The sequence below is a fragment of the Muricauda sp. SCSIO 65647 genome, assembly GCF_021534965.1.
Lineage (GTDB): Bacteria > Bacteroidota > Bacteroidia > Flavobacteriales > Flavobacteriaceae > Flagellimonas_A.
Genome location: NZ_CP091037.1, coordinates 31777 through 56846, shown reverse-complemented (window position 1 = coordinate 56846; position 25070 = coordinate 31777). Strand labels below are relative to the sequence as shown.

Genomic DNA, 25070 nt, shown 5'->3' with positions numbered 1-25070 from the left:
TGGACCAAACCGCTCCAAGAACTAAAGAGCCATATGTTTTTCAACCGACGTAAAGTTCAGGATTGACCTTTTTGACGATAAGCAATATCATAATAATTCGTGTGCATTCGTGAAATTCGCGTCAGAAACGTATAGAAACTGTAAGTCTTGTGTCAAAGTACATATCAGCTAATGAGTGAAATCAATGAAAAGCACCACAAATCAACGGCCAGATACTGACTATGGCCCTAAACGTATTGTATGTCTGACCGAAGAGACAACGGAAACCCTGTATTTGCTTGGTGAGGAATCAAGAATAGTAGGTGTTTCCGGGTTTACGGTCCGACCGAAAAGAGCTAGAAAAGAAAAACCAAAAGTGTCCACTTTTGTTGATGCCAACATAGACGAAATTCTCGCATTACGGCCAGATCTGGTCATTGGTTTTTCAGATATTCAGGCCACCATCGCCAAAGAATTGATCAAAAGGGGAGTTACGGTTTGGATCAACAATCACAGAAGTGTACAAGGTATTTTGGAAATGATGGTACAGTTGGGTGCTTTGGTAGATAAAAGGGAGCAGGCTATGCACCTAGTACAAAAAATCGAAACCAATATCCGTCAGATCGGGCAAAGCACAAGTGATTGGAACAAAAAGCCGAAAGTGTATTTTGAAGAGTGGTACGACCCCCTTATAACAGGAATCCAATGGGTAAGTGAACTGATTGAATTGGCGGGAGGAAACGATGTTTTTCCTGAAAACCGTAGAGCGTCACTGGCAAAAGACCGCATCATTGAAGATAAAAATGAGTTGGTCAGAAGAAATCCAGACATCATCTTGGCTTCTTGGTGCGGTAAAATGTTCAAAAAACAAAAGATGTTGCAACGCCCCAATTGGCAGAACATTACAGCCGTAAGAAGAGATGATGTCTTTGAAATCAAGTCTGAAATCATTCTTCAACCCGGACCTGCGGCATTGATGGAAGGGTTGCCATTGCTTCATCAACTATTTTCAAAATGGATAGCGAAATATGGATAGACCCAAAACCTTTTTTAACTGGAGTAGTGGTAAGGATGCAGCCATGGCGCTGCATTCCATACAAGAAGAAAAAAGCTTGGCAGTCGAACTTTTGCTGACCACCATCAACGTGAAATACGATCGGGTGTCGATGCATGGCCTGCATAGAAGTATTTTAGAAGAACAGGCAAGAGCAATAGAAATTCCCCTTGAGGTGCTGGAATTGGATGAAAGCCCGTCCATGGAAGATTACCATCATCTCATGACCGAAAAACTGACAGCACTTAAGGCACGGGGATATACCCATACCGTTTTTGGCGATATTTTTTTGGAAGATTTAAGAAACTATCGGGAAACCATGCTCGCCCAAATGGGAATCAAGGCCATTTTTCCTTTGTGGAAAAAAGACAGCAAAAGGTTACTGCTTGACTTTATCGACAACGGATTCAAGGCAATTGTCATATGCTGTAATGCAGAACTATTGCCCAAATCATTCTGTGGCCGTCTGATAGACCACGACTTTTTGAACGATTTGCCCAAAAATGTCGACCCCTGTGGAGAGAATGGAGAGTTTCACACCTTTTGTTTTGATGGTCCTATTTTTAAGAAACCTGTCTACTTCTCAAAAGGGAAAATCATATATCGAACCTATCCCGCCCCACAATCAGAAGAAGGGGCGATGCAACAAGAATATGGTTTTTGGTATTGTGATTTAGCACTCGAAAATTAATCGAGCTTTTTGATTGATCACGATTTAGGCCATGAAAACCGTTATGGCCAAGAACGATCCAATAATGGCCGCTCTTTTTTATTGAAAGCCCAAGGGCTTGTCAATGTACATGTTATCTTTTAAAGGAGTGAACATTTTAGAATTTGTGATGGCCCTTGCCGGAAGTATGACTTCAAAGCTTCTTTTGCTCGAGGCATTCGTAATTTCCTCAATGGCCCTTGCCAGAAAAGGTTCGTTTACATCGCCCAAAACACCCAAGTTGGTCAAATCTTCTTCAAAGAAAACATCAGGAGCCAGTCCGTCAGTATAATCTGAAAAACCATCTGCATTTTCATTTCGCCCGACCAACGGTTGAATGGCCCAGCTATTATTCGGGTTTATTTGATTTTCTCGTGAAGAGGAGTAGACATAGTCATTGCCCGGATCATCTACCATCGTAATTGAAAATTCATTTTTACCGCGGGTGGTCTCACCAATTTGGGTGATTTCAACATAAGGGTCAAGTCCGTTGATGACCAATTCACTCGCTGATGCAGAACTGCCAGTGGTCAGAACAAACACACGATTTAGGTTCAAAGTGTTCAAAGCGGAACCATTTACCGAATTGGCGAAATAATCGTTTAATTGTTCTGAGCTCAATTGCGACTGTATTTTGTCATTCCAGCGTTGTCTGATATAAAGCTCATTGGTGTTGGTGCCATAAACCATACTGGCCAATAAACGTGATGAATTCACCGACCCTCCAGGGTTATAGCGTAGGTCGAGCACCAAATCTGTTACTCCATCAGCCACGAATTGCCCAAACGCGCTGTTCAATTCATCATTAAAATCACGGGTGAAGCCATTGTACATCAAATAGCCTATCTTTTGTCCGCCTACATCCAACGTGCTGGCAACATGAATAGGGTTCTCGACCAAACCTTCCATTTTGGTGAGTGTAACCTCTTCGCCATTGGGTTCAATGGTATTGCCATTTGCGGTTGCCATAGTAAGGGTATAGGTATCGTTATCTCCAAACAATAGATCTACGTAATTATTCGAATTCAAGGTTTGACCATCCACGGCCGTGAACAAATCACCTCGTTGAATATCTTTTGTAGAGGCATCTGAATTTGGAATGATATAGCGTACATAGCCAAAAAGATCATTGCTATTGGCAAAAAATACCAGGCCGAACTCCAATCCATTACTTTTTGAAATACCGGCCAAATTGTTCACCAATTCTGTGTAGTCACTGTTCAAAAAACTAAAGCGGTCTTCATTAAACTGAATTTGTTCATAGAATTGTTCAGGGTCTGAAGTGCCTGCCAAATACGATTCATAATCGGCTTGAGTGGTAAATCGGTCATCGTCTAAATCAGGTACTTCAGCTTGCCAGAAATACCAAAGATTCATGGCCCGCCACATGAAATTTTGTACTACTATATCGTTGGCCAGGCCACCATCATCATCATTATTGCAGCCAATGAACAACAAAGAAACAGCCAAAAACGACAGAAGGAATTTTTTCATAGTATTTTTTTACGATTGTGTATCAATAAATGTTCCAAAGAAAAAAAGGGATCTATTGGTAATACAACAACTTTGGTTCCAAAAACCCTAAATTACTTACATTGAAAGGAAATAAAAATTTTTTGTAACAAATTTCGACGTACTTCGTCATCAAGGTGTAAGCAACAATAAAAGTGCTGACAACGACTGAACAACCGATGAAACAGAGTGAATTTTTAAATGCGGTCATGCCCTTTAAAGACAAGCTCTATAGATTGGCAAAACGTTTGCTGGTCTCTAGGGAAGAAGCTGAAGATGCGACACAGGAGATTTTGATGAAGCTCTGGGCCAAGCAAGATGAAATGGGGCAAATGAGAAGTGTAGAGGCCTTTGCGATGACCATGACCAAGAATTTTTGCCTAGATCGGTTAAAGTCAAAGCAAGCGGCCAATTTGAAACTGGTTCATAGCAATTACAGGGACGAAAAAACCTCTTTGCAGAAACAGATGGAAGCCCAAGATAGTGTCAACTGGGTAGAGCGTATCATGGAAGAATTGCCAGAGCAGCAAAAAATGGTACTTCAGCTCAGGGATGTGGAAGAATATGATTTTGAAGAGATATGTGAGTTGTTGGACATGAAGCCCACTGCAGTGCGCGTGGCATTGTCAAGGGCCAGAAAGACAGTAAGAGAAAAATTATTGGAAAAACATAGCTATGGAATTGGATAAGAACATAGAAAAATTATTGGAAAAGTATTTCGAGGCCACCACTACGGTCGCTGAAGAGAAAACATTGCGCGAATACTTTGCACAGGATGGGGTCGCACCACATCTTGAGCAGTATAGGCCGATGTTCAACTATTTTTCCAACGCCAAGCAAGAGCGGTACACCAAGCAGGTTCCATTAACCCCTAGAAAGACAATTTATTACAGATGGATTTCCGTTGCAGCAGTGGCAGTTTTGGCTTTTGGCATCTATTTTGGTAATGACAGCTATCAAGATTACCAAGAAAGAAAGCAGGCAGAATATGCATATCAAGAAACTAGAAAAGCATTGAACCTGTTGGCCGAGAATTTTGGCAAGGGCACCGAGAAAGTGGCCTATCTGCAAGAGTTTGAAGCCGCGAAACAAAAAATCTATAACAAAAATTAAAAACAGAAATGATGAAAAAGTATATGTTGATTCTTTTAGTGGCCCTTTTACCGGTAGCCGGTATCTCACAGTCACTTTTTGATAAATACGAAGAGTTGGATGAGGTGACCTCGGTCATCGTCAACCAGAGTATGTTCAACCTGTTGGCCAAGATAGACGTCGAAACCGACGATCCCGAGGCCCAAGAATTCATGGACATTGCCAAGAGCATCAAAAGCTTAAAGGTATTTACCACTGATAACAAGTCTATTGGTGATGATATGAAATCATCGGTCGGCAAATATTTGAAATCTTCCCGTTTGACAGAACTGATGAGGATAAAAGACAAAGACACCAATGTAAAGTTCTATATCAAAGAAGGGAAAGATGATGACCATGTCAGTGAGCTGTTGATGTTCGTGACAGGTTTAAAAGAAGTAGAGGCCGACGGCAGATCTTTTGAAACGGTACTGCTATCGTTAACGGGAGATATCGATTTGAACAAGATCAATTCATTGACCAAAAAGATGAATTTGCCCGAAGAACTGAACAAGGCAGGTAAGAAAGGTGAAAAATAAGGGTAAGATGAAAAAGTTGGTAACATTTGCGTTGGTTCTCTTTGTTTCACTAAGCGGATTTTCACAATCTCTTTTTGACAAGTATGAAGATTCAGAAGATGTCGGTTCGGTCATTATCAATAAAGGTATGATTGATATCGTCTCTAAAATTAGCGAGAACCAAGACGATGAAGAGAGCCAGGCCTTTGCCGAATTGGCCAATTCAATCAAGAATATCAAGGTCTTCGTTTCAGACAACGACAAGGTCACATCTGATATGGCCTCAACAGTCAAGAAGTACGTGAAATCATCTAAATTGGTAGAATTGATGAAAGTCAAAGATGGTGACACCAATGTCAAATTCTTTGTTCGAAATGGAAAGGATGATAGCCATGTTGAAGAATTATTGATGTTCGTCACGGGTATCGATGAAGAAAAGATGGGGAAAGACGGCAAACATTTCGAAACAGTGCTTTTGACCATGACCGGTGACATTGACTTGACCAAAGTGGGTACATTGACCAAGAAGATGAACCTGCCCAAAGAATTGAACAAAGCGGGCAAAAAAGGAGAATAAAAAAGGATAAGTTGTTGGCAGGCAAGTGTAACAAAAACCGGTCTGCCAATACGTATAGACAAGAATCAATCAAAGAATAGAACATGAGAAATATAGTTAAAACAGCATTGGTGACCATGGCCATAATATTTGCTTCCTGTTCTTCACAGCAGAGTCTGCAAGAATATTATGTTGACAACAAGGAAAACCCGAATTTCATTTCGTTGGATATTCCCGCGAGCATTTTGAAGATGGATGAGGTTGACCTGACCGATGTTCAACGAGAAGCTGTCGAATCACTTAAAAAGTTCAATCTGTTGGCCTTTAAAAAGACGTCAGAGAATGTTGGCGATTATAAGTTGGAAAAGGCCAAGGTGAAGGAGATTCTAAAAGATGATGAATTCGTTGAGTTGATGAAAATCAATTCACAGTATGGTAAAGGGGTCATTAAATACATGGGTGACGAAGATGCCATTGACGAAGTCATTATCTATGGCGACAGCAAGGAAAAAGGTTTTGCATTGGTACGGGTTTTGGGAAAAGACATGAACCCGGCCCATATCGTACAACTGATGCAGGCCATACAAAAATCAGAATACAAAGGTGAAGGCCTTGGTGAAATTGGAAAATTTCTGAAAGGATAAACCAATTGCCCAACTGATTGCAGAAATCCCGAGAGATGGACATCTTTCGGGATTTTTTTGTTTCCATTGTGTTGACCTATAAGGTGATGTGACTTTTCTTTTTATCTTGGGGTCTTATCAAAAAGAAACACTAACAAAAACCAAAAAAAGATGGAAAATGCACAGGTCTGGATAGACAAAGCAATCGATTTTACTGTTGAGTATGGCCCAAAAGTACTTGGGGCCATTCTGATATTCATCATCGGCTCATGGGTAATTAAGAAAATTATGGGCTTTATGCGTAAAGGAATGGCCAAGAGCAAGTATGATGAATCGCTGCAACGCTTTTTGTTGAACTTGATTTCATGGGCCCTAAAGGTAGTTTTGATTTTGGTGGTGATAAGCCAATTAGGTGTCAACGTGACCACCTTTGCCGCAGTTATTGCCGCTGCCGGTCTCGCGGTGGGTCTTGCCCTTCAGGGATCTTTGTCAAATTTCGCTGGGGGAGTGCTCATTATGATTTTTAAGCCCTATCGAATAGGAGACCTCATAGAAGCACAAGATGTGTTGGGGGTTGTCAAAGAGATTGAAATTTTCACGACAAAGCTTACCACTCCCGAAAACAAGCTGGCCATTATTCCCAATGGGGCCATGGCCAATGGTAACATTATCAATTATACGGCCGAAGGTAAGATTCGTGTCGACACGGTAATTGGTGTAGGTTATGACGAGGATATCAAAAAAACCAAAGAAGTATTAATGGAGGTGCTCACCTCAAACCCACAAGTATTGAAAGACCCGGCCCCTTCGGTAAACGTAATGGAATTGGCCGATAGTTCGGTAAACTTTGCGGTACGCCCTTTCTGCAAACCAGAGGATTATTGGGATGTTTACTTCGCTACGTATGAAGGTTGTAAATTGGCACTTGACAAAGCCGGTATCGAAATACCTTACCCACACGAAGTACAGATCAACAAATAAAACAATAGCAATTTGTCACATTGAGTGCAGCACAGCTGATTTAATCGTTCTCAACTACGTTCGAACCGATATGACATCAGACCCCAGTGTAATTCGCTGGGGTTATTTTTTTGAGCTCTTCCTTTATTTCTGTGGCAATGTCAAGCGTATCGATGAAATCGGCAATAGACTTTTCGGTAATTTTCTCATGGGTACGGGTCAATCCCTTTAAAGCCTCATAAGGATTCGGGTACCCCTCACGACGTAAAATGGTCTGAATGGCCTCGGCCACTACCGCCCAATTGTTTTCTAGGTCTTGCTCAAACCTTTTCTGGTTCAAGACCAATTTGCCCAAGCCCTTCAGAGTAGCTTGAAAAGCGACCAAGGTGTGGGCAAAGGGCACCCCTACGTTTCGCAGTACCGTACTGTCGGTCAGGTCACGTTGTAACCTTGAAATGGGCAGTTTGGCCGAAAGATGTTCGAACAAGGCATTGGCAATGCCCAGGTTTCCTTCGGAGTTTTCAAAATCAATGGGATTCACCTTGTGGGGCATTGCAGATGAACCAACTTCCCCCTTTTTGATTTTCTGTTTGAAATAGTCCATCGAAATGTATGTCCAAATATCACGGTTAAGGTCGATGATAATGGTATTGATACGCTTCAGGCAGTCGAACAACGCCGCCATATGGTCGTAATGCTCAATTTGAGTGGTGGGAAACGAATGGTGCAGCCCTAGTTTTTCTTGCACGAATTGCTTTCCAAAAGCTTTCCAGTCAATATTTGGATAGGCTACCTTATGTGCATTATAATTACCTGTGGCCCCTCCAAATTTGGCTGCAGAGGGAATATCGTTCAACAAATCGAACTGTTGCTTCATGCGTTCGACAAAAACCTCGATTTCCTTTCCCAGTCGTGTAGGGGAGGCGGGTTGGCCGTGGGTTCGTGCCAGCATGGGCACGTTTGCCCACTCTGCCGCTAGATTTTTCAATTTTTCAAAAAGCTCAAAATACAGCGGCACGTACACATCGTTCATCGCTGCTTTTATAGAGAGCGGAATAGCGGTGTTGTTGATATCTTGAGAGGTCAATCCGAAATGGATGAACTCTTTGCGGTTTTCCAACCCTAGGGCATCAAATTTTTCCTTGATAAAATATTCAACGGCCTTGACATCATGGTTGGTGGTCTTTTCGATGTCTTTAATGGCTTGGGCATCATCCGAAGAAAAATCCGAATAGATTTTTTGTAGTACAGCAAACATTGAATGGTCAAAATCGGCGAGTTGCGGCAATGGAAGTTCGCAGAGTGCAATGAAATACTCAATTTCAACCTGAACACGGAATTTGATGAGGGCCTCTTCCGAAAAATAGGCAGTAAGTGAATTGGTTTTGTTTCGATAACGACCGTCAATGGGTGAAATGGCGTTCAATTGGTTCAAAGACATCTGTTCAGATTTTGAAAGTGCAAAGATACTCAAACACTTGGTTTAATGGCGTAGTGCCTTGAGTCTGTCCAAGGTTTTTTTGGCCCTGTTCTTGTACCCCGCGGTTCCACTCGAAATGGTCTGTTCAAGTACCATTTTGAGTTCGGGATGCACCCAATCGAATTTTTCTCCAAGATGCGAGAGACTGGTCATGGCAAAAACCTTTGCCGCGACCTTGTTCTGGCCTATGAGCCAATCAAAACAGACCGTGACCAATTGCTCAAGGTTTTCGTCGGATATGTTTTTTTGAAAGGCAGGATCCTTTTTTTTGAAATAGGCTATTGTCAATAGCTCACATACATGGGCCATGGGGCGAATACATGATTGTGACCGTAGTGTTTCGAGACCATCGACAAATGGTTGCAAGAAAGGTAAAAGATAGGGGAGTTTTTTGCGCATCAGATGATCAAAGGTCCAACTCGCATTGAAGGTATCGCCTTTATCCTCTTCAAACACTTCTTGCAAGAGGTGGCCCACCAGTTCAGGGTGCTGTTCCAGTTCGGCCACCAAACCATCTATTTGTACTTTCGATAAGCGCCCTGAATTTAATTTTTGATGCAGTTGTTCTTTGGTCACAAAATGCTATTTTTATCGAAATCAATCCAGAGATGAAAATAGCGAAAAAAATAGCGGTTGCACTACTCGTGGTTTTTGTGGTGATGCAATTTATCCGTCCCGATAAAAATGTGACCGACGATCCTGATTATGTGGCCGTTTTTGAATCGGAGACCAATCCGTCACAAGAGGTGAAGCAATTGCTCGAGACTACCTGCTACGATTGCCATAGTGATAATACAGTATACCCTTGGTACAACAATATTGCCCCTGTATCATATTGGTTGGCCGACCATATCGAACACGGTAAGGGGCATTTGGATTTTTCAAATTGGGAAAACTATGATGCCGAAAAAAAAGACCACAAGTTGGAAGAGATCATTGAGGAGGTAAAAGAGGAAAAAATGCCCCTCAAAGAATATACTTGGACACATCAAGAAGCCCGTTTGACCCAAGAACAACGTGAGACGATATCGGCTTGGGCCCAAGAAGCTAGATTGCGGTATGGAATAACTCAGTAACCAATCGCGGTACACCTTCTACCGCTGTTTTTTCAATTATGGTCAAGTTGTCAAAATCAGAATGGTGAACATTGGGTCTGGGGTCTATGAAATATATGGGCGTACCATAGGGTGCATAATTGACCAAACCGGCTGCTGGATATACTTGCATTGACGTACCGATAATCATCAAAATATCGGCAGTTTGGGTGATTTCGATGGCCGGCCCCAACATGGGCACCATTTCACCGAACCACACAATATGTGGCCGTAGTTGGTGGCCATCTTCATCAAAATCGCCCCAGTTTAGGTCTTTTTTCCAATCGAGCACCAGATTTTCATTGACCGTACTGCGAACCTTGAACAATTCGCCATGAAGGTGCAATACATTTTTACTTCCAGCCTGTTCATGAAGGTTATCGATATTTTGGGTAATGATGTTCACCTCAAATTTTTCTTCAAGCACAGCCAAAGCTTTGTGCCCTTCATTGGGCTCTACCTCTAAAAGTTGTCTTCTACGTTGGTTATAGAATTCGAGCACTAACTCAGGATTGCTCGCAAAACCTTGTGGTGAGGCCACTTGCATTACATCATGTCCTTCCCAAAGACCATTGGCATCACGAAAGGTTTTGAGTCCGCTCTCGGCACTCATGCCCGCTCCTGTCAATACCACTATTCTTTTTCGTTCCACAAAACCAAAAATAGCCTTTTTAAGGTTTTATTGTGGAAAACGATGGCGCTGTTTTTTGGGTGATAGAAGACAAAAAGACAGAATGGTTGCCAAAAGCCCCGTATTGTATGCGATAAAAGGTCTTATATTCTATATAAGATTGTCTTAAGTCTATATGAAAGCAACCTCTATTGCCCATTAAATTCATGGTAGCACCATATTTTTTATCTTGGCATTTATGATCGATCGTGATTTGTTGGCCTATTTGGAAGGATTTGTATCTGAAGAGCGAAAAGAACGCTTTTCAGATGTTTTGGCCCATCGAACAAAATTTTTGACCGTAGCCATCGAAGATGTGTTTCAATTGCACAATACCAGTGCAGTGCTGCGGAGCTGTGATGCTTTCGGCATACAAGAACTACATGTGGTCGAAGACCGTTTCGGGCAGCGTTTGGACAAGAATATTGCAATGGGGGCCGAACAATGGGTAGATGTCAGCCGTTACCGATCAAGCCAAGAATGCATGAATGTATTGAAGAACAAGGGATATCAGATAATTGCCACTACCCCCCATGATGATTCCGGTTTATTACAAGGGTTTCAATTAAAGGCAAAAACGGCCCTTTTTTTCGGAACTGAAAAAGAAGGACTCAGTGAAGCTGTTATGCAACAAGCCGATGGTTTTTTAAAAATACCTATGGTGGGCTTTTCTGAAAGCCTCAACATTTCTGTGTCGGCTGCCATAATCATTCAAGAATTGACACAAAGACTACGTAAGAGCAGCATAGAATGGCAACTGACCGATGATGAAATGATGGCCAAGAGATTTGATTGGGTGAAAAAATCTATCAAAAATGTGGAAGCGATCATCGGCAGATACCGTTCAAGCTGACTTTTTTGTACATTGTAGGTGTAACCAATTCAAAGAGTAGATGACAATATTACTTTACATTTTAGGGGGCATTGTTTTGCTGGTGTTAGTATTGGCCTTGATCGCTCCGAAGACGTACGATGTTTCACGATCGATAGTAGTTGCAAAACCCAAAGATGAAGTTTTTGCCTATTTACGGTCGCTCAAAAAGCAAGATGAGTGGTCACCATGGAGCAAAAAAGACCCAGACATGCACAAAGAGTTTAGAGGTACTGATGGTGAAGTAGGAGCCATGAGTTATTGGAACGGTAACAAAGAAGTCGGAGAGGGCGAACAAGAGATCACCAAGATTGTCGATGGTGAGCGCGTTGAATCTGAACTACGCTTTTTAAAACCTTTTAAATCGACTTCAGATGCCTATATGACCACCGAAGACTCTGGTAGTGGGGGCACTAAGGTCACTTGGGGTTTTTCTGGCAAAAACAAGTTTCCGATGAGCATCATGATGTTGTTCATGAGCATGGACAAAATGGTAGGAAAAGATTTTGAGGAGGGATTGGAAAGCCTAAAAGCAAAATTGGAAGAATAACCGCATAACGATTATGGCCCAGAATGATAGTGTGATTTAATATGAAACAAAATATGGTAGGCTGGTTCGAAATTCCCGTGGTGGACATGGATCGTGCCAAAAAATTTTACGAAGAAGTATTTCAGATTGAAATTCAAGTGCAAGACTTTGGCGGTACGTTGATGGGCTGGTTCCCATGGGATGAAGGGCTACATGGTTGTTCAGGCTCACTTATTTTGCAACCTGAGTGGTACATACCCAACCGAAAGGAAGGGGTGCTCATCTATTTTTCGAGCGATGATGTACAAAACGAACTCAATAGGGTAGAAGCAGCGGGTGGCCGTATTCTAAAACCCAAGACCCAGATCAGTGCCGAAGTAGGGTATATGGGACTTTTTCATGATTCAGAGGGCAATCGAATCGCCCTGCATTCGAGAAAATAAGCGTTTCTCTACTGTGCCATAAGCCTTGCATGCCCCTGCCTGAACAAAGATGGGCTACTCTACCAATTCTAAGAGAGCCATTTCAAAATCGTTTTCAAGGGTAACCCTACCATTCTTGACAACGACCTCGGTATTTGAATAGGTATCAAGAAGCTTGGTGCCATTGCCAAAGAAGCCTTTGACCCGAAGTGATTTTTTCCCTTTGGGCAAATCAAGACCAATGACCACTTTGTCTTTGTATTCACCGTCGACATACGTTCTAGAAAATACATAGGGTTTTGAGGCCAATCGTTTGTGTTTTCCAGCGCCCACGGCTGGGTGATCTCTTCTAAACTGCCCCAATTTTTGCCAGTGCTCATGAATTTTTTGAATTTTGGGTATGGTGTCCAAATCTTTCCAATTCATAAAAGAGCGTAGGGTGGCATCACCTTCTGTACCTTCAATGATCAATGGTCTGGCCGTTTCATCGCCATAATATACCTGTGAAGCCCCTGGTGTTAAGAGCAGTACATTGGCAGATTTATATGGTTTGGTGCGCTCTTGGTCAAATGGGCTGCCATCGTCATGTGAAGTAAGGTAGTTGAGCACACTCTTGCCCTTTAATTTGGTATGCAATAAAGAGTTGTACTTTCTAAAGACCTTCTCATAACTGTTTTTGGCATCATTTTTCAACTCAAAGTTGATGAGGCTTTTGAATCCGTGGTCAAAATAATCGACCTTTTTGTCACCAAAATCAAACAACCTTCCACCTGAGATACCGTAATTATAGACTTCGCCGACCATATAAAATTCATTGTTGTCCAAGACTTGGTCGGGATGTTTCTTTTTCCAGGTACCGAAGGCGTAATCTGCTTCTTTTTTGAGTTCGGCCCAAGCATTTTCGTTGACATGCTTTACGGTATCCACTCGAAATCCATCCACCCCAAATTCATGTATGTAATCGGTAAGCCATTTAATGATATAAAAGCGTGGTGCCCTCGGGTAACCGGTTCGTTCAAAAAACAACTGAAGTTCATCCAGTTCTTGGCTCAAGCGGCCCTCTTCTTTCCATTTGGCCAAAAGGGCATCGGGCAATTCGACCGGCTCATCTGACTCGGTCAGTACATCGGGTAGATTCTTGACCAGTGTACAGGCAGTGGTATTTTCGTAAGTGTCAAAGGTACAGGTAGGTTCGGTACGTACCCACTCAGAAGGCCAAACGGGGTCTTTGTCAGTAACGGGTCCGGTATGGTTCAAAACCACATCCAAGAGTACACGTATGCCTTTTAAATGGGCCAATTTTACCAATTCTCCCAAATCTTTTTTGTTACCGAAGTTGGGGTCTAAGGTCGTCCAATCCTTTGCCCAATACCCATGATAGCCATAGGTATTGCCGGTGCCTTCATCGGTCGCCCCATGTATTTGCTCTATAACAGGCGTGAACCAAATGGCATTGATGCCCAAATCAGTGAAGTATCCGTCCTTTATTTTTTGGGTGATTCCGGCTATATCACCGCCCATGAACCCCCTTAGCACCGCCGTGCTGTCAGTTCTTTCGAAGTTCACGTCATTTTCTGGATTTCCGTTGTTGAACCTGTCCGTAAGTAGAAAATATATGTTGGCTCCTTCCCAAACAAAAGGAGCTTTCTTTTTGGTTTCGATTTCGGCTGCAGCGGCATCGTTTGTAGGTTTTTCAGGCGGCGCTGGTTTTTTTTTGCAGCCAAAAAGAAAGGTCAATATCGACATGGCGATAAGTAGTTTTTTCATCTTCAGGGATTTTGCCTAAAGCTAAAAAATGCGAACGTAATTATAAAATTTATTTGAGACGAAGGTCATTTTCTGTTAAGTACTTTGTACTCTTCATAGCAACTGCTGATGGCATCCAAAATTTGAAGATCATTGGCGGTCATGATGAACGATCTCGAATAGTTGCAATTGTTCAAGATATCTTCAATGTCAACTTTTTCAAGTTGCAAAAGCTGGGTAAGTGTCTCACGGTCAAATTTTGAGGCCAATAGATTGCGTATCTCATCATCATCTTTCATTTTTCGAAGTTTACGCATCTGCTGTGGTTTTTTGCCGAAGAGATTGCGCAATAAATCTGCAGGATTCAATATGGCCCCTAGTACCTTGGTCACTGCACTCGGACTCTTATTGCCGGCCTCATAGCTTCTATTGAGCCCAGAGATACTGTATTGATATGAATTGTTGATGGGCAGGTTCTTTACATCGATTTCAAGGTAACCGGTAAGCTGATAGGGCCTTACAATCACTTCTTCAAGTGCATATGCCAATTCGGTCAACGCGACCTTCGTGTCCCCGAACCGAAACATGTCATTGGTGACCCTTACCTTTTGGGATTTGAACCCTAAATAGGTGAGATACAGAGTGTCATTGACGGAGGCCGTAATGGTAAACTTTCCTTCTGGATTCGTGATGGTGCCGATGACCTTGTTCAAGTTGATGATATGCACACTCTCTAAAGGTAAATCGGTCTGTGCATTGACCACAGTGGCAGTCAATTCTTGGGAAGGGAGGGTATCTTCTTCCTGGGAAAATCCTTGAAAACAAACCAGTAAGAAAACCAAAGGGAAAAGTTTTTTCATGCAGCAATTTTCGTCATAAAAATACTAAACAAAGAAGATAGGGCCTCGAAATTAATATACCCTTAACTAAAAGAAGCCCTGTTTTCTCTTGTTTTTGCGGTTTCTTGACTTGCCTTTACCTTCTTTGAATGATGACCTCTTGTCTTTTCTTCGGCCCCTATTTTTGTCTTTTTTGCGGCCAGAGCCCCTTCCAGGGTTCTTTGAGACCTCTACATTGATATATCGCCCTTTGACCTTGAAATCTTTAAAGGTTTCCAGTACCAAAGGTGTCAGACGGGCATCGGTATTGAAGAATGAAAAGCTATCTTTTGTATCGACCCTATAAATGTCGTCTTTGTCGAGGCCAAGGTTATCCCTTAGAAAATCTTTTAATGACATCCAATCATAGCCGTCACGTTCACCCACATTGATGAAGTAGCGAACAGAACCATCTGAGGACTTCCCATCACCTCTTCCATTTTCAGAGCCACCAACGCCGGTATTCAAATCACGGGTCTTGCTATAATAATTGTAGAAACGGCTGAATTCGACAGAAACCACCTTTTTGATCAACTCATCACGGTCGATGCCTTGAAGTACATCGTTGATGGCCGGGAGATATCCCTCGATTTCAGAATTGATGGTGGTATTCTTGATGTTATTGGCCAGATGGTACAATTGTATTTCACAGATCTCGATACCCGTGGGAATCTTTCTTTCGACAAAATCTTGTTTGATTTTCTTTTCGATGGCCTTTATTTTTCTAAGCTCGCTTCTCGTAACAATGACCATTGAAATACCAGATTTGCCAGCTCTGCCCGTTCTTCCGCTGCGATGGGTGTAGGTCTCGATTTCATCAGGAAGTTGATAATTGATCACGTGGGTGATATCGTCGACATCGATACCCCTCGCTGCCACATCGGTGGCCACCAACATTTGGATTTGCTTTTTTCGAAAGGCGTTCATCACCAAATCACGTTGGTTCTGGCTGAGGTCACCGTGCAGGGCGCCGGCATTATAGCCATCTTCAATGAGCTTTTCGGCTACCTTTTGTGTATCACGCTTGGTACGGCAGAAGACCACGGAAAAAATTCCGGGATTGGCATCTGCCAATCGCTTAAGGGCAGCATAGCGGTCACGCCCACCTACGAGATAAAATTCATGTTGTACGGTGACCGCACCCACATTTTTCTCACCAACGGTGATTTCTTTTGGCTTGTGCATGAATTTTTTGGCTATGGTCGCCACTTCTTTGGGCATGGTGGCCGAGAACAACCAAGTCGATTTCTCGTTGGGCGTATTCGAAAGAATGTCCTTGATATCTTCATAAAAGCCCATGTTCAACATCTCATCGGCTTCATCAAGAATGCAATAATCGATTTTTGAGATGTCAACGATGCCCCGTTGGATCATGTCTTTCATACGGCCTGGGGTCGCTACCACTATTTGCGCCCCTCTTTTGATCTGTCTGGCCTGCTCGGTAATACTGGCACCGCCATAGATGGCGACAGTGTTCAAGCCCTTGACATATTTTGCGTAATGTTGCATCTCATTGGTGATCTGCAGGCAGAGTTCACGGGTAGGTGACAATATCAGGCCTTGTGTGGTGCGGCTTTCGCTTTGAATCTTCTGTATTAAAGGAAAACCAAAAGCAGCTGTTTTTCCCGTTCCCGTCTGTGCCAGGGCAACCAAATCGGTTTCATCGGAAAGCAATATGGGAATGGCCTTTTCTTGTACTTCTGAGGGAGATTCAAATCCGAGGTCGGAAATGGCATCTAATAAGGGTTTGTCTAACCCCAACGTTTCAAATGGTGTCATAAATAGAAATATGTTATCGCAAAAATGTGTGTTGCATCGAGCGATTCCCTTGTTCTATTTATGCCCATCGCAACACTTCTCTCCCGACAGCTATCGGGACCGGCGGCGTTAATAAAGCGGCAAAGGTAATGCTATTTACTGATTGTCAACTATTTTTCTTTAAAAACTGAATCAGGTGCTGAATGGCTTGACCGCGATGGCTGATTTTGTTTTTGGTTTCTAAGGATAGTTCGGCAAAGGTCTTGTCGTAACCTTCGGGAATAAAAATCGGGTCGTAGCCAAAACCTTTTTCGCCTCTTGGGTTTTCAATGATTTTCCCGTCCACTCTTCCAGAAAACATGAATTGTTCGCCATTGATGTTGAGCGCGATGACGGTTTCGAAATAGGCCTTTCGATTTTCGGCACCCTGCAATTCGGTAAGCACTTTTTGCATGTTGTCAATAGCACTTTTATGCTCGCCCGCATAGCGGGCCGAATATACCCCGGGTCTTCCATCCAACCCTTCAACTAAGAGTCCCGTGTCGTCGGCAAAACAGTTCAGCTGGTACTTTTGGGTCACAAAATCGGCCTTGATTCGGGCATTTTCTTGCAGGGTAGCGCCCGTTTCGGGTATTTCGGTACGGCATCCTATCGAATTCAACGAGAGCAATTCGATGTTTTTGGGCATGAGCACCGCTACCTCTTTGAATTTGTTTTGGTTGTGCGTGGCAAAAACAAGCTTCATGGTCAATCGATAAAAGGATTTCAAAAGTAGTATTTTCGTAAACATGAAGATTAAGGTTATTCCCCCTTTGGTAATGGTCATCTTTGGTTTTTTGATGTACCTGTTAGATCGTTTTTTGCCTGTTGGGGAGTTTGATTTCTTTGGAAGACCGCAAATGGCCGTTGCCCTATTTGTCTTCGCCATAATCGTATTTCTTCTGGCCTTGTACCAACTAAAGAGAGTCAAGACGACCTTAGATCCCATACACCCCGAAAAGGCAAGTGTGTTGGTGAACAAAGGGGTTTTCAAGTATTCACGAAATCCGATTTACCTCGCCATGCTCATACTATTGCTGGCTTTCGGAATTAAATTGGGAAATGCGTTCAATACACTTTTGGCGGCCGGGTTTGTCTATTTCATGAACCATTTTCAAATCAAGTATGAAGAAGAAGCGCTGCTCAAAAAGTTTGGGAAAGAATACCAACTTTACCTGAAAGCGGTTCGTCGTTGGTTCTGAATTGATAATTTGATAATTTCTGGGCAACATAAAAATCAAATTCGCACCATATTCACTTTTAGATTGCATCACTTTCCTTTTTTGACGTGGCCGATGTTTTTCGAGAGGATAAATTTTTACTTTTGAAACTTAATTTCTCAATTCAATATGATAGAGGTGGCACGTAAGTATGTCTTTGATTTTGATAGTACATTGACTAGGGTAGAGGCCTTAGATGTTCTTGCAGAAATGACCCTGCACGGTAAATCGAGCAAAGACGAGATCATAGCAGAGATACAGCATATCACCAATTTGGGTATAGACGGTGATATTTCGTTCACTGAATCGCTTGAACGGCGCATCAGGCTTCTGAAGGCCCACCGTGATGATCTCGATGGGCTCGTCAGTGAATTACGTCAGAAGATTTCAAAATCCATTGCTGCCAACAAAGAGTTTTTTGAAGAGTTTTCAGAAGATATCTATGTGATTTCCTGTGGATTCAAAGAATTCATTGACCCCATTGTAGCTGAATATAACATCCCATCAGAGCGGGTCTATGCAAATACTTTTACATTTGATGAAGAGGGAAATATTATCGGTTTTGACGAAGAGAACGTACTTGCCACGCACAACGGAAAAATAGAGTGCCTGAAACAGCTCGATTTAGACGGGGAAGTTCAGGTAATCGGTGATGGCTACAGTGATTATGTGATGCGCGAAGCAGGTATTGCCCATAAATTTTTTGCGTATACCGAAAATGTACATCGAGAGAAGGCGGCCGATAATGCCGATCACGTAGCACCCAATCTAGATGAATTTTTGTTTGTGAACGATTTGCCGAGAAAAATATCATATCCGAAGAACAGGATCAAGATACTGCTGCTCGAGAACGTACACCACGATGCTTTTGATAATCTCTCTGAAGATGGCTTTGCAGTAGAGATGGTCAAGCATAGCATACCTGAGGAGGAATTGATCGAAAAGATCAAGGGCATCCATGTTTTGGGCATCCGTTCAAAAACACAGGTGACCCAAAAGGTATTGGATGCCGCTGATAAGCTGTTGGTCGTAGGGGCTTTCTGTATCGGCACCAAGCAGATAGATTTGGAATATGCCAAAAAAAGGGGTGTGGTGGTATTCAATGCCCCCTACAGCAATACCCGTTCGGTGGTCGAGATGGCCATTGGGCAGATTATAATGCTGATGCGCAACATTTTTACACGAAGTACAGAAATTCATCAGGGCCAATGGAACAAGACCGCTACGAATGCACATGAGGTACGGGGCAAGAATTTGGGCATTGTTGGCTATGGCAACATCGGTAAACAGCTTTCGGTATTGGCCGAGGCAATAGGTATGCGTGTTTATTACTACGATGTGGCCGATAGATTGGCCTTGGGAAATGCCAAGAGATGTGCCACTCTTGAAGATCTGCTTTCGGTATCCGATGTGGTCAGTTTACATATTGACGATAACAAGGCCAATGAAAACTTCATCGGCGAAAGAGAAATCAACCAAATGCGTGACGGTGCGCTGCTCATCAACCTTTCTAGGGGTTTTGTGGTCAATATCCCTGATCTGGCCGCAGCTCTGAAATCAGAAAAATTGGGCGGTGCCGCGATAGATGTATATCCTTCAGAGCCACGAAGCAATGGGCAGTTTATTACCGAGCTACAAGGTTTGTCGAACGTTATTTTAACGCCCCATATCGGGGGAAGCACCGAAGAGGCCCAAAAAGATATTGCCAGTTTTGTACCCAATAAGATCATGGATTATGTCAATTCAGGCAATACCGTAGATGCGGTGAATTTTCCGAATATCAGATTGCCACAGCAGAACAATGCGCATCGTTTCTTGCACATTCATAAAAATGTACCGGGTATCATGGCGCACATCAATGAGGTCTTGGCCAGGTATAACATGAACATTACGGGGCAATATCTCTCTACAGACAATGAACTTGGCTATGTGATCACCGATATTGACAAAGACTACGACAAAGAAGTGACAAAAGCGCTTAAAAATGTAGAGAATACCATTAAGTTTAGGGTGCTTTACTGATCATTCCCTATTGATGATGGTAGGGTTCATTCTTGAGAATGGTAAAGGCACGATAAAACTGTTCCACCACAAAAAGCCGTACCATTTGATGCGAAAACGTCATCTTTGAAAGCCCCATTTTACCATTGGCCCTTTTATAGACCTCTTCACTGAATCCGTAGGGGCCACCAATGGCAAATACCAAGTTCTTGATGCCACTGTTCATTTGTTTTTGAAGTAAAGAGGCAAATTGTATCGAAGAATACTGTTTTCCTTTTTCATCAAGAAGTATCAGTATATCAGAAGGTTGTATATTTTTCAATAGCACTTCACCCTCTTTTTCCTTTTGCTGTCGCTCTGACAGGTTTTTGGTGTTCTTGATGGCCGGAACAATAGCGAAAGTAAACTTCACATAGTGCTTCAACCGATTGGTGTAGGTGGTTATCAGGCTGTTCAGTTCTTGGCTGTCCGTTTTACCTATGGCAAGTAGCGTGATGGTCATGTTTCCAAAAATAACCCCTTTTCAAAAAAGGGCTACTTGATCACCCTTTTGTTTAAGGCTTATTTTGGTAATTTCGCAGCAAACTGTCCGTTAATGATATCCGAAGCACTATTTAAAAACGAGCTGGATTTGATTATTTCCAATGCCATTCGCGAAGATATAGGGGATGGTGATCATAGCTCACTGGCCTGTATTCCTTCAGAAGCAAAGGGCAAAGCGAAGCTTTTGGTAAAAGATGAGGGCATTATCGCAGGGGTTGAATTTGCAAAACAGGTTTTTGGCTATGTTGACCCAGAACTGTCAATAGAAACTTTGATAACCGATGGAACCCATGTAAGCCATGGTGATATCGTGTTTTATGTGGAAGGAAGCTCCCAATCTATATTAAAAGCCGAACGTTTGGTACTCAACGCAATGCAGCGCATGAGCGCCATCGCTACGAAGACCAGGCACTTTGTGGATCTGCTCGAAGGAACACAGACCAAGATTTTGGATACCCGAAAGACCACACCCGGTATACGGGCCCTCGAAAAATGGGCCGTGAAGATCGGTGGGGGCGAAAACCACAGATTTGCCCTATATGATATGATCATGCTAAAAGACAACCATATCGATTTTGCGGGCGGTATCACCAAGGCCATTAAAAAAACCCAAACCTATCTTGAAGAAATTGGAAAGGACCTCAAGATTATCGTTGAGGCACGAAATTTGGATGAGGTCAAAGAAATATTGCAATCACAGGGCGTGTACCGTATTTTATTGGACAATTTCGACTATAAAGACACCAGAACCGCGGTTGAGTTGATCGGAGACCGATGCTTGACCGAATCTTCAGGTGGTATTAATGAGGAAACTTTAAGAAAATACGCAGAATGCGGGGTTGATTATATTTCATCGGGTGCGTTGACACATTCTGTATACAATAAAGATTTAAGTCTAAAGGCCGTATAGATGTCCAAACCTATTGAAGAGCAATTGCAAAAGATTCCGGTGGTCAATTGGGCGGTGGCCCTATTGAAAAAGATCAGACTGAAAGCTTTTGAGGGCCTCTCATTTTATGATCTCATTGAGATGTACGTGGTCGGTATCATACAAGGGGCATTGTCAACACGGGCAAGCTCTATAGCATTCAGTGTGTTCATGGCCATTTTTCCATTATTGATTTTTTTTGTCACCTTGATACCATTTGTCATTCCGTATGTAAGTATTGGCAATGAGAATTTTGATGCCCAGTTTTTACTTTTTTTGGAATCTTTTCTGCCTTCTGCGACCAGTGACTATTTTGGCGATATCTATCAACAGATCAAAGACCAAAAAAGGGGGGGACTGCTTTCATCCGCTTTTGTGATTTCCATTTTTTTGGTGGCCAACGGGGTAAATTCCATTTTTTCGGGTTTTGAGACGTCATACCATGTAGAGTTGACCCGTAACTTTTTTCGGCAATATGCCTATGCCCTGATGGTCGGACTGATATTATCGATTCTCGTTATGGTCGGCGCCGTGGTCTTTGTATATTTTGAATTGGTGCTTGAGAGTACGAATGCATATTTCAGTCGAGCTATCGGGTTTGATGTGGAAAAAGGCGATGCTTTTGTTGTTCAAATGGCAAAAGTGCTGTTTTTTGCACTCTTGTCATATTTGACAACGGCCATACTCTATTATTTCGGTACCGCTGAGGGCAAGCAGGCCAAATTCTTTTCGGCTGGGGCTTTGATGACCACATTGCTGTTTTTGCTGACCTCCTATCTTTTTGGAGTGTACGTAGAAAAAATAGCACGGTACAACGAGCTTTACGGGGCACTTGGAGGATTACTTATATTTATGGTATTTATTTGGTTGAATTCCAGTATTTTATTATTAGGCTTTGAGTTAAATGCCACGCTTAACGCCTTAAAGAAGAAACACCCTAAAAAACAAGGATCATGAAGGTGTGCCACAAGATTGCTTTACTGTTGTTGACCTGTCACGGTATGCATGCACAGGATGTCTTTGGAAAATGGAAAACAATCGACGATGCGTCAGGAAAGGCCAAGGCCATAGTAGAGGTCTACAAAAAGGGTGGAAAAATCTACGGGGTCATTCGAAAAGTCTTGGAAAAGGGAGAAGAAGATGCTGTTTGCAAGAAATGCAACGGTGACTTGAAGAACAAGCCAATTGTTGGCATTAATGTGGTTCGTGGCCTGGTCAAAAATGGGGATACTTATGAAGATGGAAAACTCTTGGACCCTGAAAATGGCAAAGAATTCAGGGGCAAGATATGGTTGAATCCTGATAATCCCGATGAACTGATGGTGCGGGGCTATGTGGCATTTTTCTATCGTACCCAGATTTGGCACAGGGTAAAGTAGTAGGGGGTATGGAGTATTTTGTAGATGTTGTATTACCGATTCCCTTAGCGCGTTTTTTCACTTACAGGATTTCTGAACAAGAATCAGATTTTCTCAAGCCGGGCATGCGCATCGCGGTTCCCTTTGGCAAATCAAAGATATATACGGCCCTTTGCCATCAGGTACACCAAAACCCACCAGAAGCTTATGAAGCAAAGGAAATACATCAAATATTGGATGATGTTCCATTGGTCAATGCCATTCAACTAAAACATTGGCAGTGGATTGCCGATTACTATATGTGCACATTGGGTGAGGTGGTGAGAAGTGCGCTGCCCAGTGCTTTTTTGCTCGAAAGCGAAACCTTGATCTTGCCCAATAAAAACCAAGAGGTCGATGAAGCCGACCTCAGGGATGATGAGTTTTTGGTCTTTGAGGCATTGCAACACCAAGAATCGCTTAAGATTGACGACATCTGTCAAATCATTGACCGAAAGAATGCATTACCGGTAGTGAACAGGTTGCTGAGCAAGCAAGTGGTCGTACAAAAAGAAGAATTGTATGAGCAGTATAAACCCAAAAGGGTACGGTTTGTCAAACTGTCAGGGATTTACCAAAACGAGGAGAAATTACAGGAATTACTGGATGGTTTGACAAGGGCACCCAAGCAAAGCCATGCCGTGCTCTCCTTGTTTCAGCTACAGGCAGAAACAAAAAAGCCCATAAAGTCAAGTAGTTTGGAGAAAGAGGGAAACGTCTCAAAGGCAGTCATCAAATCCCTTATCGACAAACAGGTTTTCGAGCAGTATTATCTTCAGCGTGACCGGGTCGAACATCATGGCGAAGCCACCAAAGAAGGGATAGAGCTGAACCGGCCACAGCAAGAGGCCCATGATTCGTTGCAGCTTCAATTTTCATCAAAAAAAAGAGTGGCCTTATTGCATGGTGTGACTTCATCTGGCAAAACAGAGGTGTACATCAAACTATTGCAGCGCGTGGTCGATGAGGGTAAACAGGCCCTGTACCTTTTACCGGAAATAGCGCTTACCTCACAATTGATCAACAGGCTTCGTGACTATTTCGGGAACAAGGTGTCGGTCTATCATTCAAAATACAATTTGAACGAAAGGGTAGAGGTATGGAACAATGTACTGCAACAAAAAGAAAAGGCACAGATCATCATAGGGGCCCGTTCGGCCCTCTTCTTACCGTATTCAGATTTGGGATTGATAGTGGTCGATGAAGAACATGACCAATCATTCAAGCAATTTGATCCTGCCCCGCGCTATCACGCCAGAGATGCCGCCATTGTGCTGTCACAATATCACGATTGCCATTGCCTGTTGGGGTCGGCCACCCCAAGCATTGAGAGCATGAAAAATGCAAAAACGGGCAAATATGGACATGCTGAAATCAATGAGCGTTTCGGAAAAGTTTTGATGCCCGATATTGAATTGGTCGATTTGAAAGAGGCGACCAAGCGCAAAAAGATGAAAGGTCACTTTTCAGAACGACTGCTAGAGGAAATGACCGAAACCCTGAACGCTGGCGAGCAGATCATTTTGTTTCAGAACCGTCGCGGTTTTGCGCCGATTGTCGAGTGTACCACTTGCGGGCATTCGCCCCAGTGCCCCAATTGCGATGTCAGTTTGACGTACCATCGGTATAAAAACCAGTTGCGATGCCATTATTGCGGCTATCACATGGTCTCAGAGGCCAGTTGTATGGCCTGTGGCAGTTTTACATTGGATAAAAAGGGCTTTGGTACCGAGCAGGTACAAGAAGAACTGGTCACCTTATTTCCAGATACCAGAGTGGGGCGCATGGATCTTGACACCACCCGTGGCAAGCATGCGTATGAAAAAATTATCAGTGCCTTTGAGCAGCAAGAATTCGATATTTTGGTCGGTACGCAAATGGTGACGAAAGGCCTTGATTTCAGAAATGTGAGCCTAGTGGGCATTATGAACGCCGATACCTTGCTGAACTTTCCTGATTATAGGTCCCACGAACGCAGTTTTCAACTGTTGACCCAAGTGGCCGGTAGGGCGGGGCGTACCAAAAAGAGAGGTAAGGTGTTGGTGCAGACCTATAATCCGTATCATAGAATTTTGCAACAGGTCTCGACCAATGACTATACCGAAATGTTTGAGAACCAGCTCTATGAGCGGGAGCATTTCAAATATCCCCCAGTGGTAAGGGTCATCAAGGTTACGTTGAAAGACAAAGACTTCAATAAGTTGAACGAGGCTTCCGAATGGTTTGCAGAGGCCTTGAAAAACCTATTGCCACAAGAACGCATTTTGGGGCCTGAGTACCCACCAGTGGCCCGTATCCGAAGGTATTACCTGAAGAATATACTGATAAAGATCAACTTGTCCCGTTCACCATCCAAAATAAAAAAAGGCATTAAAAGAATTGAAAAAACCTTTAATGCCATTTCCCAGTATAAAAGTGTCAGACTGGTCTATAATGTCGACCACATATAGTT

The 25070-nt window shown here is 42.8% G+C and carries 27 protein-coding genes; 18 read left to right on the top strand and 9 right to left on the bottom strand.

All coding sequences use genetic code 11. The annotated features are described in order from the left end of the window. Nucleotides 1–184: 184 nt before the first annotated feature. Nucleotides 185–1015, top strand: coding sequence for a cobalamin-binding protein (locus tag L0P89_RS00290; RefSeq protein WP_235266401.1), 831 nt, complete (start codon nt 185–187; stop codon nt 1013–1015). Next, nucleotides 1008–1724: a diphthine--ammonia ligase gene (locus L0P89_RS00285; protein WP_235266400.1), complete on the top strand. Its 717-nt coding sequence runs from the start codon at nt 1008–1010 to the stop codon at nt 1722–1724. The genes L0P89_RS00290 and L0P89_RS00285 overlap by 8 nt, the downstream gene beginning before the upstream one ends. Nucleotides 1725–1802: 78 nt before the next feature. On the opposite strand, the gene L0P89_RS00280 is transcribed toward L0P89_RS00285, so the two are convergent. Then, a complete protein-coding gene (locus L0P89_RS00280; protein WP_235266399.1) occupies nt 1803–3236 on the bottom strand; it encodes a S41 family peptidase in 1434 nt (477 codons plus the stop codon). 197 nt (nt 3237–3433) lie between these two features. Here L0P89_RS00280 and L0P89_RS00275 point away from each other — a divergent pair, with 197 nt between their 5' ends. The 6 genes from L0P89_RS00275 to L0P89_RS00250 all read left to right on the top strand — a co-directional run bounded on the left by L0P89_RS00275 (nt 3434) and on the right by L0P89_RS00250 (nt 7063). After that, nucleotides 3434–3943, top strand: coding sequence for an RNA polymerase sigma factor (locus L0P89_RS00275; protein WP_235266398.1), 510 nt, complete (start codon nt 3434–3436; stop codon nt 3941–3943). After that, nucleotides 3930–4367 (top strand): hypothetical protein, encoded by a 438-nt coding sequence (locus L0P89_RS00270; protein ID WP_235266397.1) that lies wholly within the window; start codon nt 3930–3932, stop codon nt 4365–4367. Before L0P89_RS00275 ends, L0P89_RS00270 begins: the two co-directional genes overlap by 14 nt. A gap of 11 nt (nt 4368–4378) precedes the next feature. After that, nucleotides 4379–4924, top strand: coding sequence for a DUF4252 domain-containing protein (locus tag L0P89_RS00265; protein ID WP_235268072.1), 546 nt, complete (start codon nt 4379–4381; stop codon nt 4922–4924). A 7-nt stretch (nt 4925–4931) separates the two neighbouring features. Then, complete coding sequence (locus L0P89_RS00260; protein ID WP_235266396.1) at nt 4932–5480, top strand: DUF4252 domain-containing protein; 549 nt, start codon at nt 4932–4934, stop codon at nt 5478–5480. Nucleotides 5481–5563: 83 nt separating this feature from the next. After that, nucleotides 5564–6103 carry a DUF4252 domain-containing protein gene (locus L0P89_RS00255; RefSeq protein ID WP_235266395.1) on the top strand — a complete coding sequence of 180 codons (540 nt, stop codon included), beginning with the start codon at nt 5564–5566 and terminating at the stop codon, nt 6101–6103. Between the two features lie 150 nt (nt 6104–6253). Beyond that, nucleotides 6254–7063, top strand: a complete 810-nt coding sequence (locus L0P89_RS00250; RefSeq protein ID WP_235266394.1) for a mechanosensitive ion channel family protein — start codon at nt 6254–6256, stop codon at nt 7061–7063. 76 nt (nt 7064–7139) lie between these two features. Here L0P89_RS00250 and purB read toward each other — a convergent pair whose 3' ends face one another. Together purB and L0P89_RS00240 are read right to left on the bottom strand one after the other, a co-directional pair. After that, on the bottom strand, nt 7140–8483 hold the full coding sequence (gene purB / locus L0P89_RS00245; protein WP_235266393.1) for an adenylosuccinate lyase: 1344 nt from the start codon (nt 8481–8483) through the stop codon (nt 7140–7142). A 42-nt stretch (nt 8484–8525) separates the two neighbouring features. Beyond that, nucleotides 8526–9098, bottom strand: coding sequence for an adenylosuccinate lyase (locus L0P89_RS00240; protein ID WP_235266392.1), 573 nt, complete (start codon nt 9096–9098; stop codon nt 8526–8528). 32 nt (nt 9099–9130) lie between these two features. Between L0P89_RS00240 and L0P89_RS00235 the strand changes: the two genes are divergently transcribed. Further along, complete coding sequence (locus L0P89_RS00235) at nt 9131–9598, top strand: heme-binding domain-containing protein (RefSeq protein ID WP_235266391.1); 468 nt, start codon at nt 9131–9133, stop codon at nt 9596–9598. Here L0P89_RS00235 and L0P89_RS00230 read toward each other — a convergent pair. Beyond that, nucleotides 9570–10229 carry an SIR2 family NAD-dependent protein deacylase gene (locus tag L0P89_RS00230; RefSeq protein WP_409557580.1) on the bottom strand — a complete coding sequence of 220 codons (660 nt, stop codon included), beginning with the start codon at nt 10227–10229 and terminating at the stop codon, nt 9570–9572. The genes L0P89_RS00235 and L0P89_RS00230 overlap by 29 nt on opposite strands. 256 nt (nt 10230–10485) lie before the next feature. On the opposite strand from L0P89_RS00230, the gene L0P89_RS00225 reads away from it, so the two are divergent. From L0P89_RS00225 to L0P89_RS00215, 3 genes are read left to right on the top strand one after another with little or no spacing between them, the layout of a single operon-like run. Beyond that, nucleotides 10486–11139: an RNA methyltransferase gene (locus tag L0P89_RS00225; protein ID WP_235268071.1), complete on the top strand. Its 654-nt coding sequence runs from the start codon at nt 10486–10488 to the stop codon at nt 11137–11139. Between the two features lie 40 nt (nt 11140–11179). After that, nucleotides 11180–11707, top strand: coding sequence for an SRPBCC family protein (locus L0P89_RS00220; protein WP_235266389.1), 528 nt, complete (start codon nt 11180–11182; stop codon nt 11705–11707). Nucleotides 11708–11748: 41 nt separating this feature from the next. After that, entirely contained in the window at nt 11749–12129 is a 381-nt protein-coding gene (locus L0P89_RS00215; protein ID WP_235266388.1) for a VOC family protein, read from the top strand. Between the two features lie 54 nt (nt 12130–12183). On the opposite strand, the gene L0P89_RS00210 is transcribed toward L0P89_RS00215, so the two are convergent. From L0P89_RS00210 to L0P89_RS00195, 4 genes are all read right to left on the bottom strand, one after another. Then, nucleotides 12184–13875: an alpha-amylase family glycosyl hydrolase gene (locus tag L0P89_RS00210; protein ID WP_235266387.1), complete on the bottom strand. Its 1692-nt coding sequence runs from the start codon at nt 13873–13875 to the stop codon at nt 12184–12186. Between the two features lie 65 nt (nt 13876–13940). After that, nucleotides 13941–14714 (bottom strand): carboxypeptidase-like regulatory domain-containing protein, encoded by a 774-nt coding sequence (locus L0P89_RS00205; protein WP_235266386.1) that lies wholly within the window; start codon nt 14712–14714, stop codon nt 13941–13943. Between the two features lie 66 nt (nt 14715–14780). Continuing rightward, nucleotides 14781–16511: a DEAD/DEAH box helicase gene (locus tag L0P89_RS00200; protein ID WP_235266385.1), complete on the bottom strand. Its 1731-nt coding sequence runs from the start codon at nt 16509–16511 to the stop codon at nt 14781–14783. A 145-nt stretch (nt 16512–16656) separates the two neighbouring features. Then, nucleotides 16657–17235, bottom strand: a complete 579-nt coding sequence (locus tag L0P89_RS00195; RefSeq protein WP_235266384.1) for a non-canonical purine NTP diphosphatase — start codon at nt 17233–17235, stop codon at nt 16657–16659. 43 nt (nt 17236–17278) lie between these two features. Here L0P89_RS00195 and L0P89_RS00190 point away from each other — a divergent pair, with 43 nt between their 5' ends. Then, nucleotides 17279–17731: a methyltransferase family protein gene (locus L0P89_RS00190; RefSeq protein WP_235266383.1), complete on the top strand. Its 453-nt coding sequence runs from the start codon at nt 17279–17281 to the stop codon at nt 17729–17731. A gap of 147 nt (nt 17732–17878) precedes the next feature. Next, on the top strand, nt 17879–19771 hold the full coding sequence (gene serA, locus L0P89_RS00185) for a phosphoglycerate dehydrogenase (RefSeq protein WP_235266382.1): 1893 nt from the start codon (nt 17879–17881) through the stop codon (nt 19769–19771). A gap of 7 nt (nt 19772–19778) precedes the next feature. Here the strand turns inward: serA and rlmH are convergent, their stop codons facing one another. After that, nucleotides 19779–20252: a 23S rRNA (pseudouridine(1915)-N(3))-methyltransferase RlmH gene (gene rlmH / locus L0P89_RS00180; RefSeq protein ID WP_235266381.1), complete on the bottom strand. Its 474-nt coding sequence runs from the start codon at nt 20250–20252 to the stop codon at nt 19779–19781. Between the two features lie 93 nt (nt 20253–20345). On the opposite strand from rlmH, the gene nadC reads away from it, so the two are divergent. From nadC to priA, 4 genes are read left to right on the top strand one after another with little or no spacing between them, the layout of a single operon-like run. Continuing rightward, complete coding sequence (gene nadC, locus L0P89_RS00175) at nt 20346–21203, top strand: carboxylating nicotinate-nucleotide diphosphorylase (RefSeq protein ID WP_235266380.1); 858 nt, start codon at nt 20346–20348, stop codon at nt 21201–21203. Next, a complete protein-coding gene (locus L0P89_RS00170; protein WP_235266379.1) occupies nt 21204–22178 on the top strand; it encodes a YihY/virulence factor BrkB family protein in 975 nt (324 codons plus the stop codon). Then, nucleotides 22175–22600, top strand: a complete 426-nt coding sequence (locus tag L0P89_RS00165) for a DUF2147 domain-containing protein (protein WP_235266378.1) — start codon at nt 22175–22177, stop codon at nt 22598–22600. The genes L0P89_RS00170 and L0P89_RS00165 overlap by 4 nt, the downstream gene beginning before the upstream one ends. 8 nt (nt 22601–22608) lie before the next feature. Continuing rightward, on the top strand, nt 22609–25068 hold the full coding sequence (priA, locus tag L0P89_RS00160) for a primosomal protein N' (RefSeq protein WP_235266377.1): 2460 nt from the start codon (nt 22609–22611) through the stop codon (nt 25066–25068). The last annotated feature ends 2 nt before the right edge of the window (nt 25069–25070 follow it).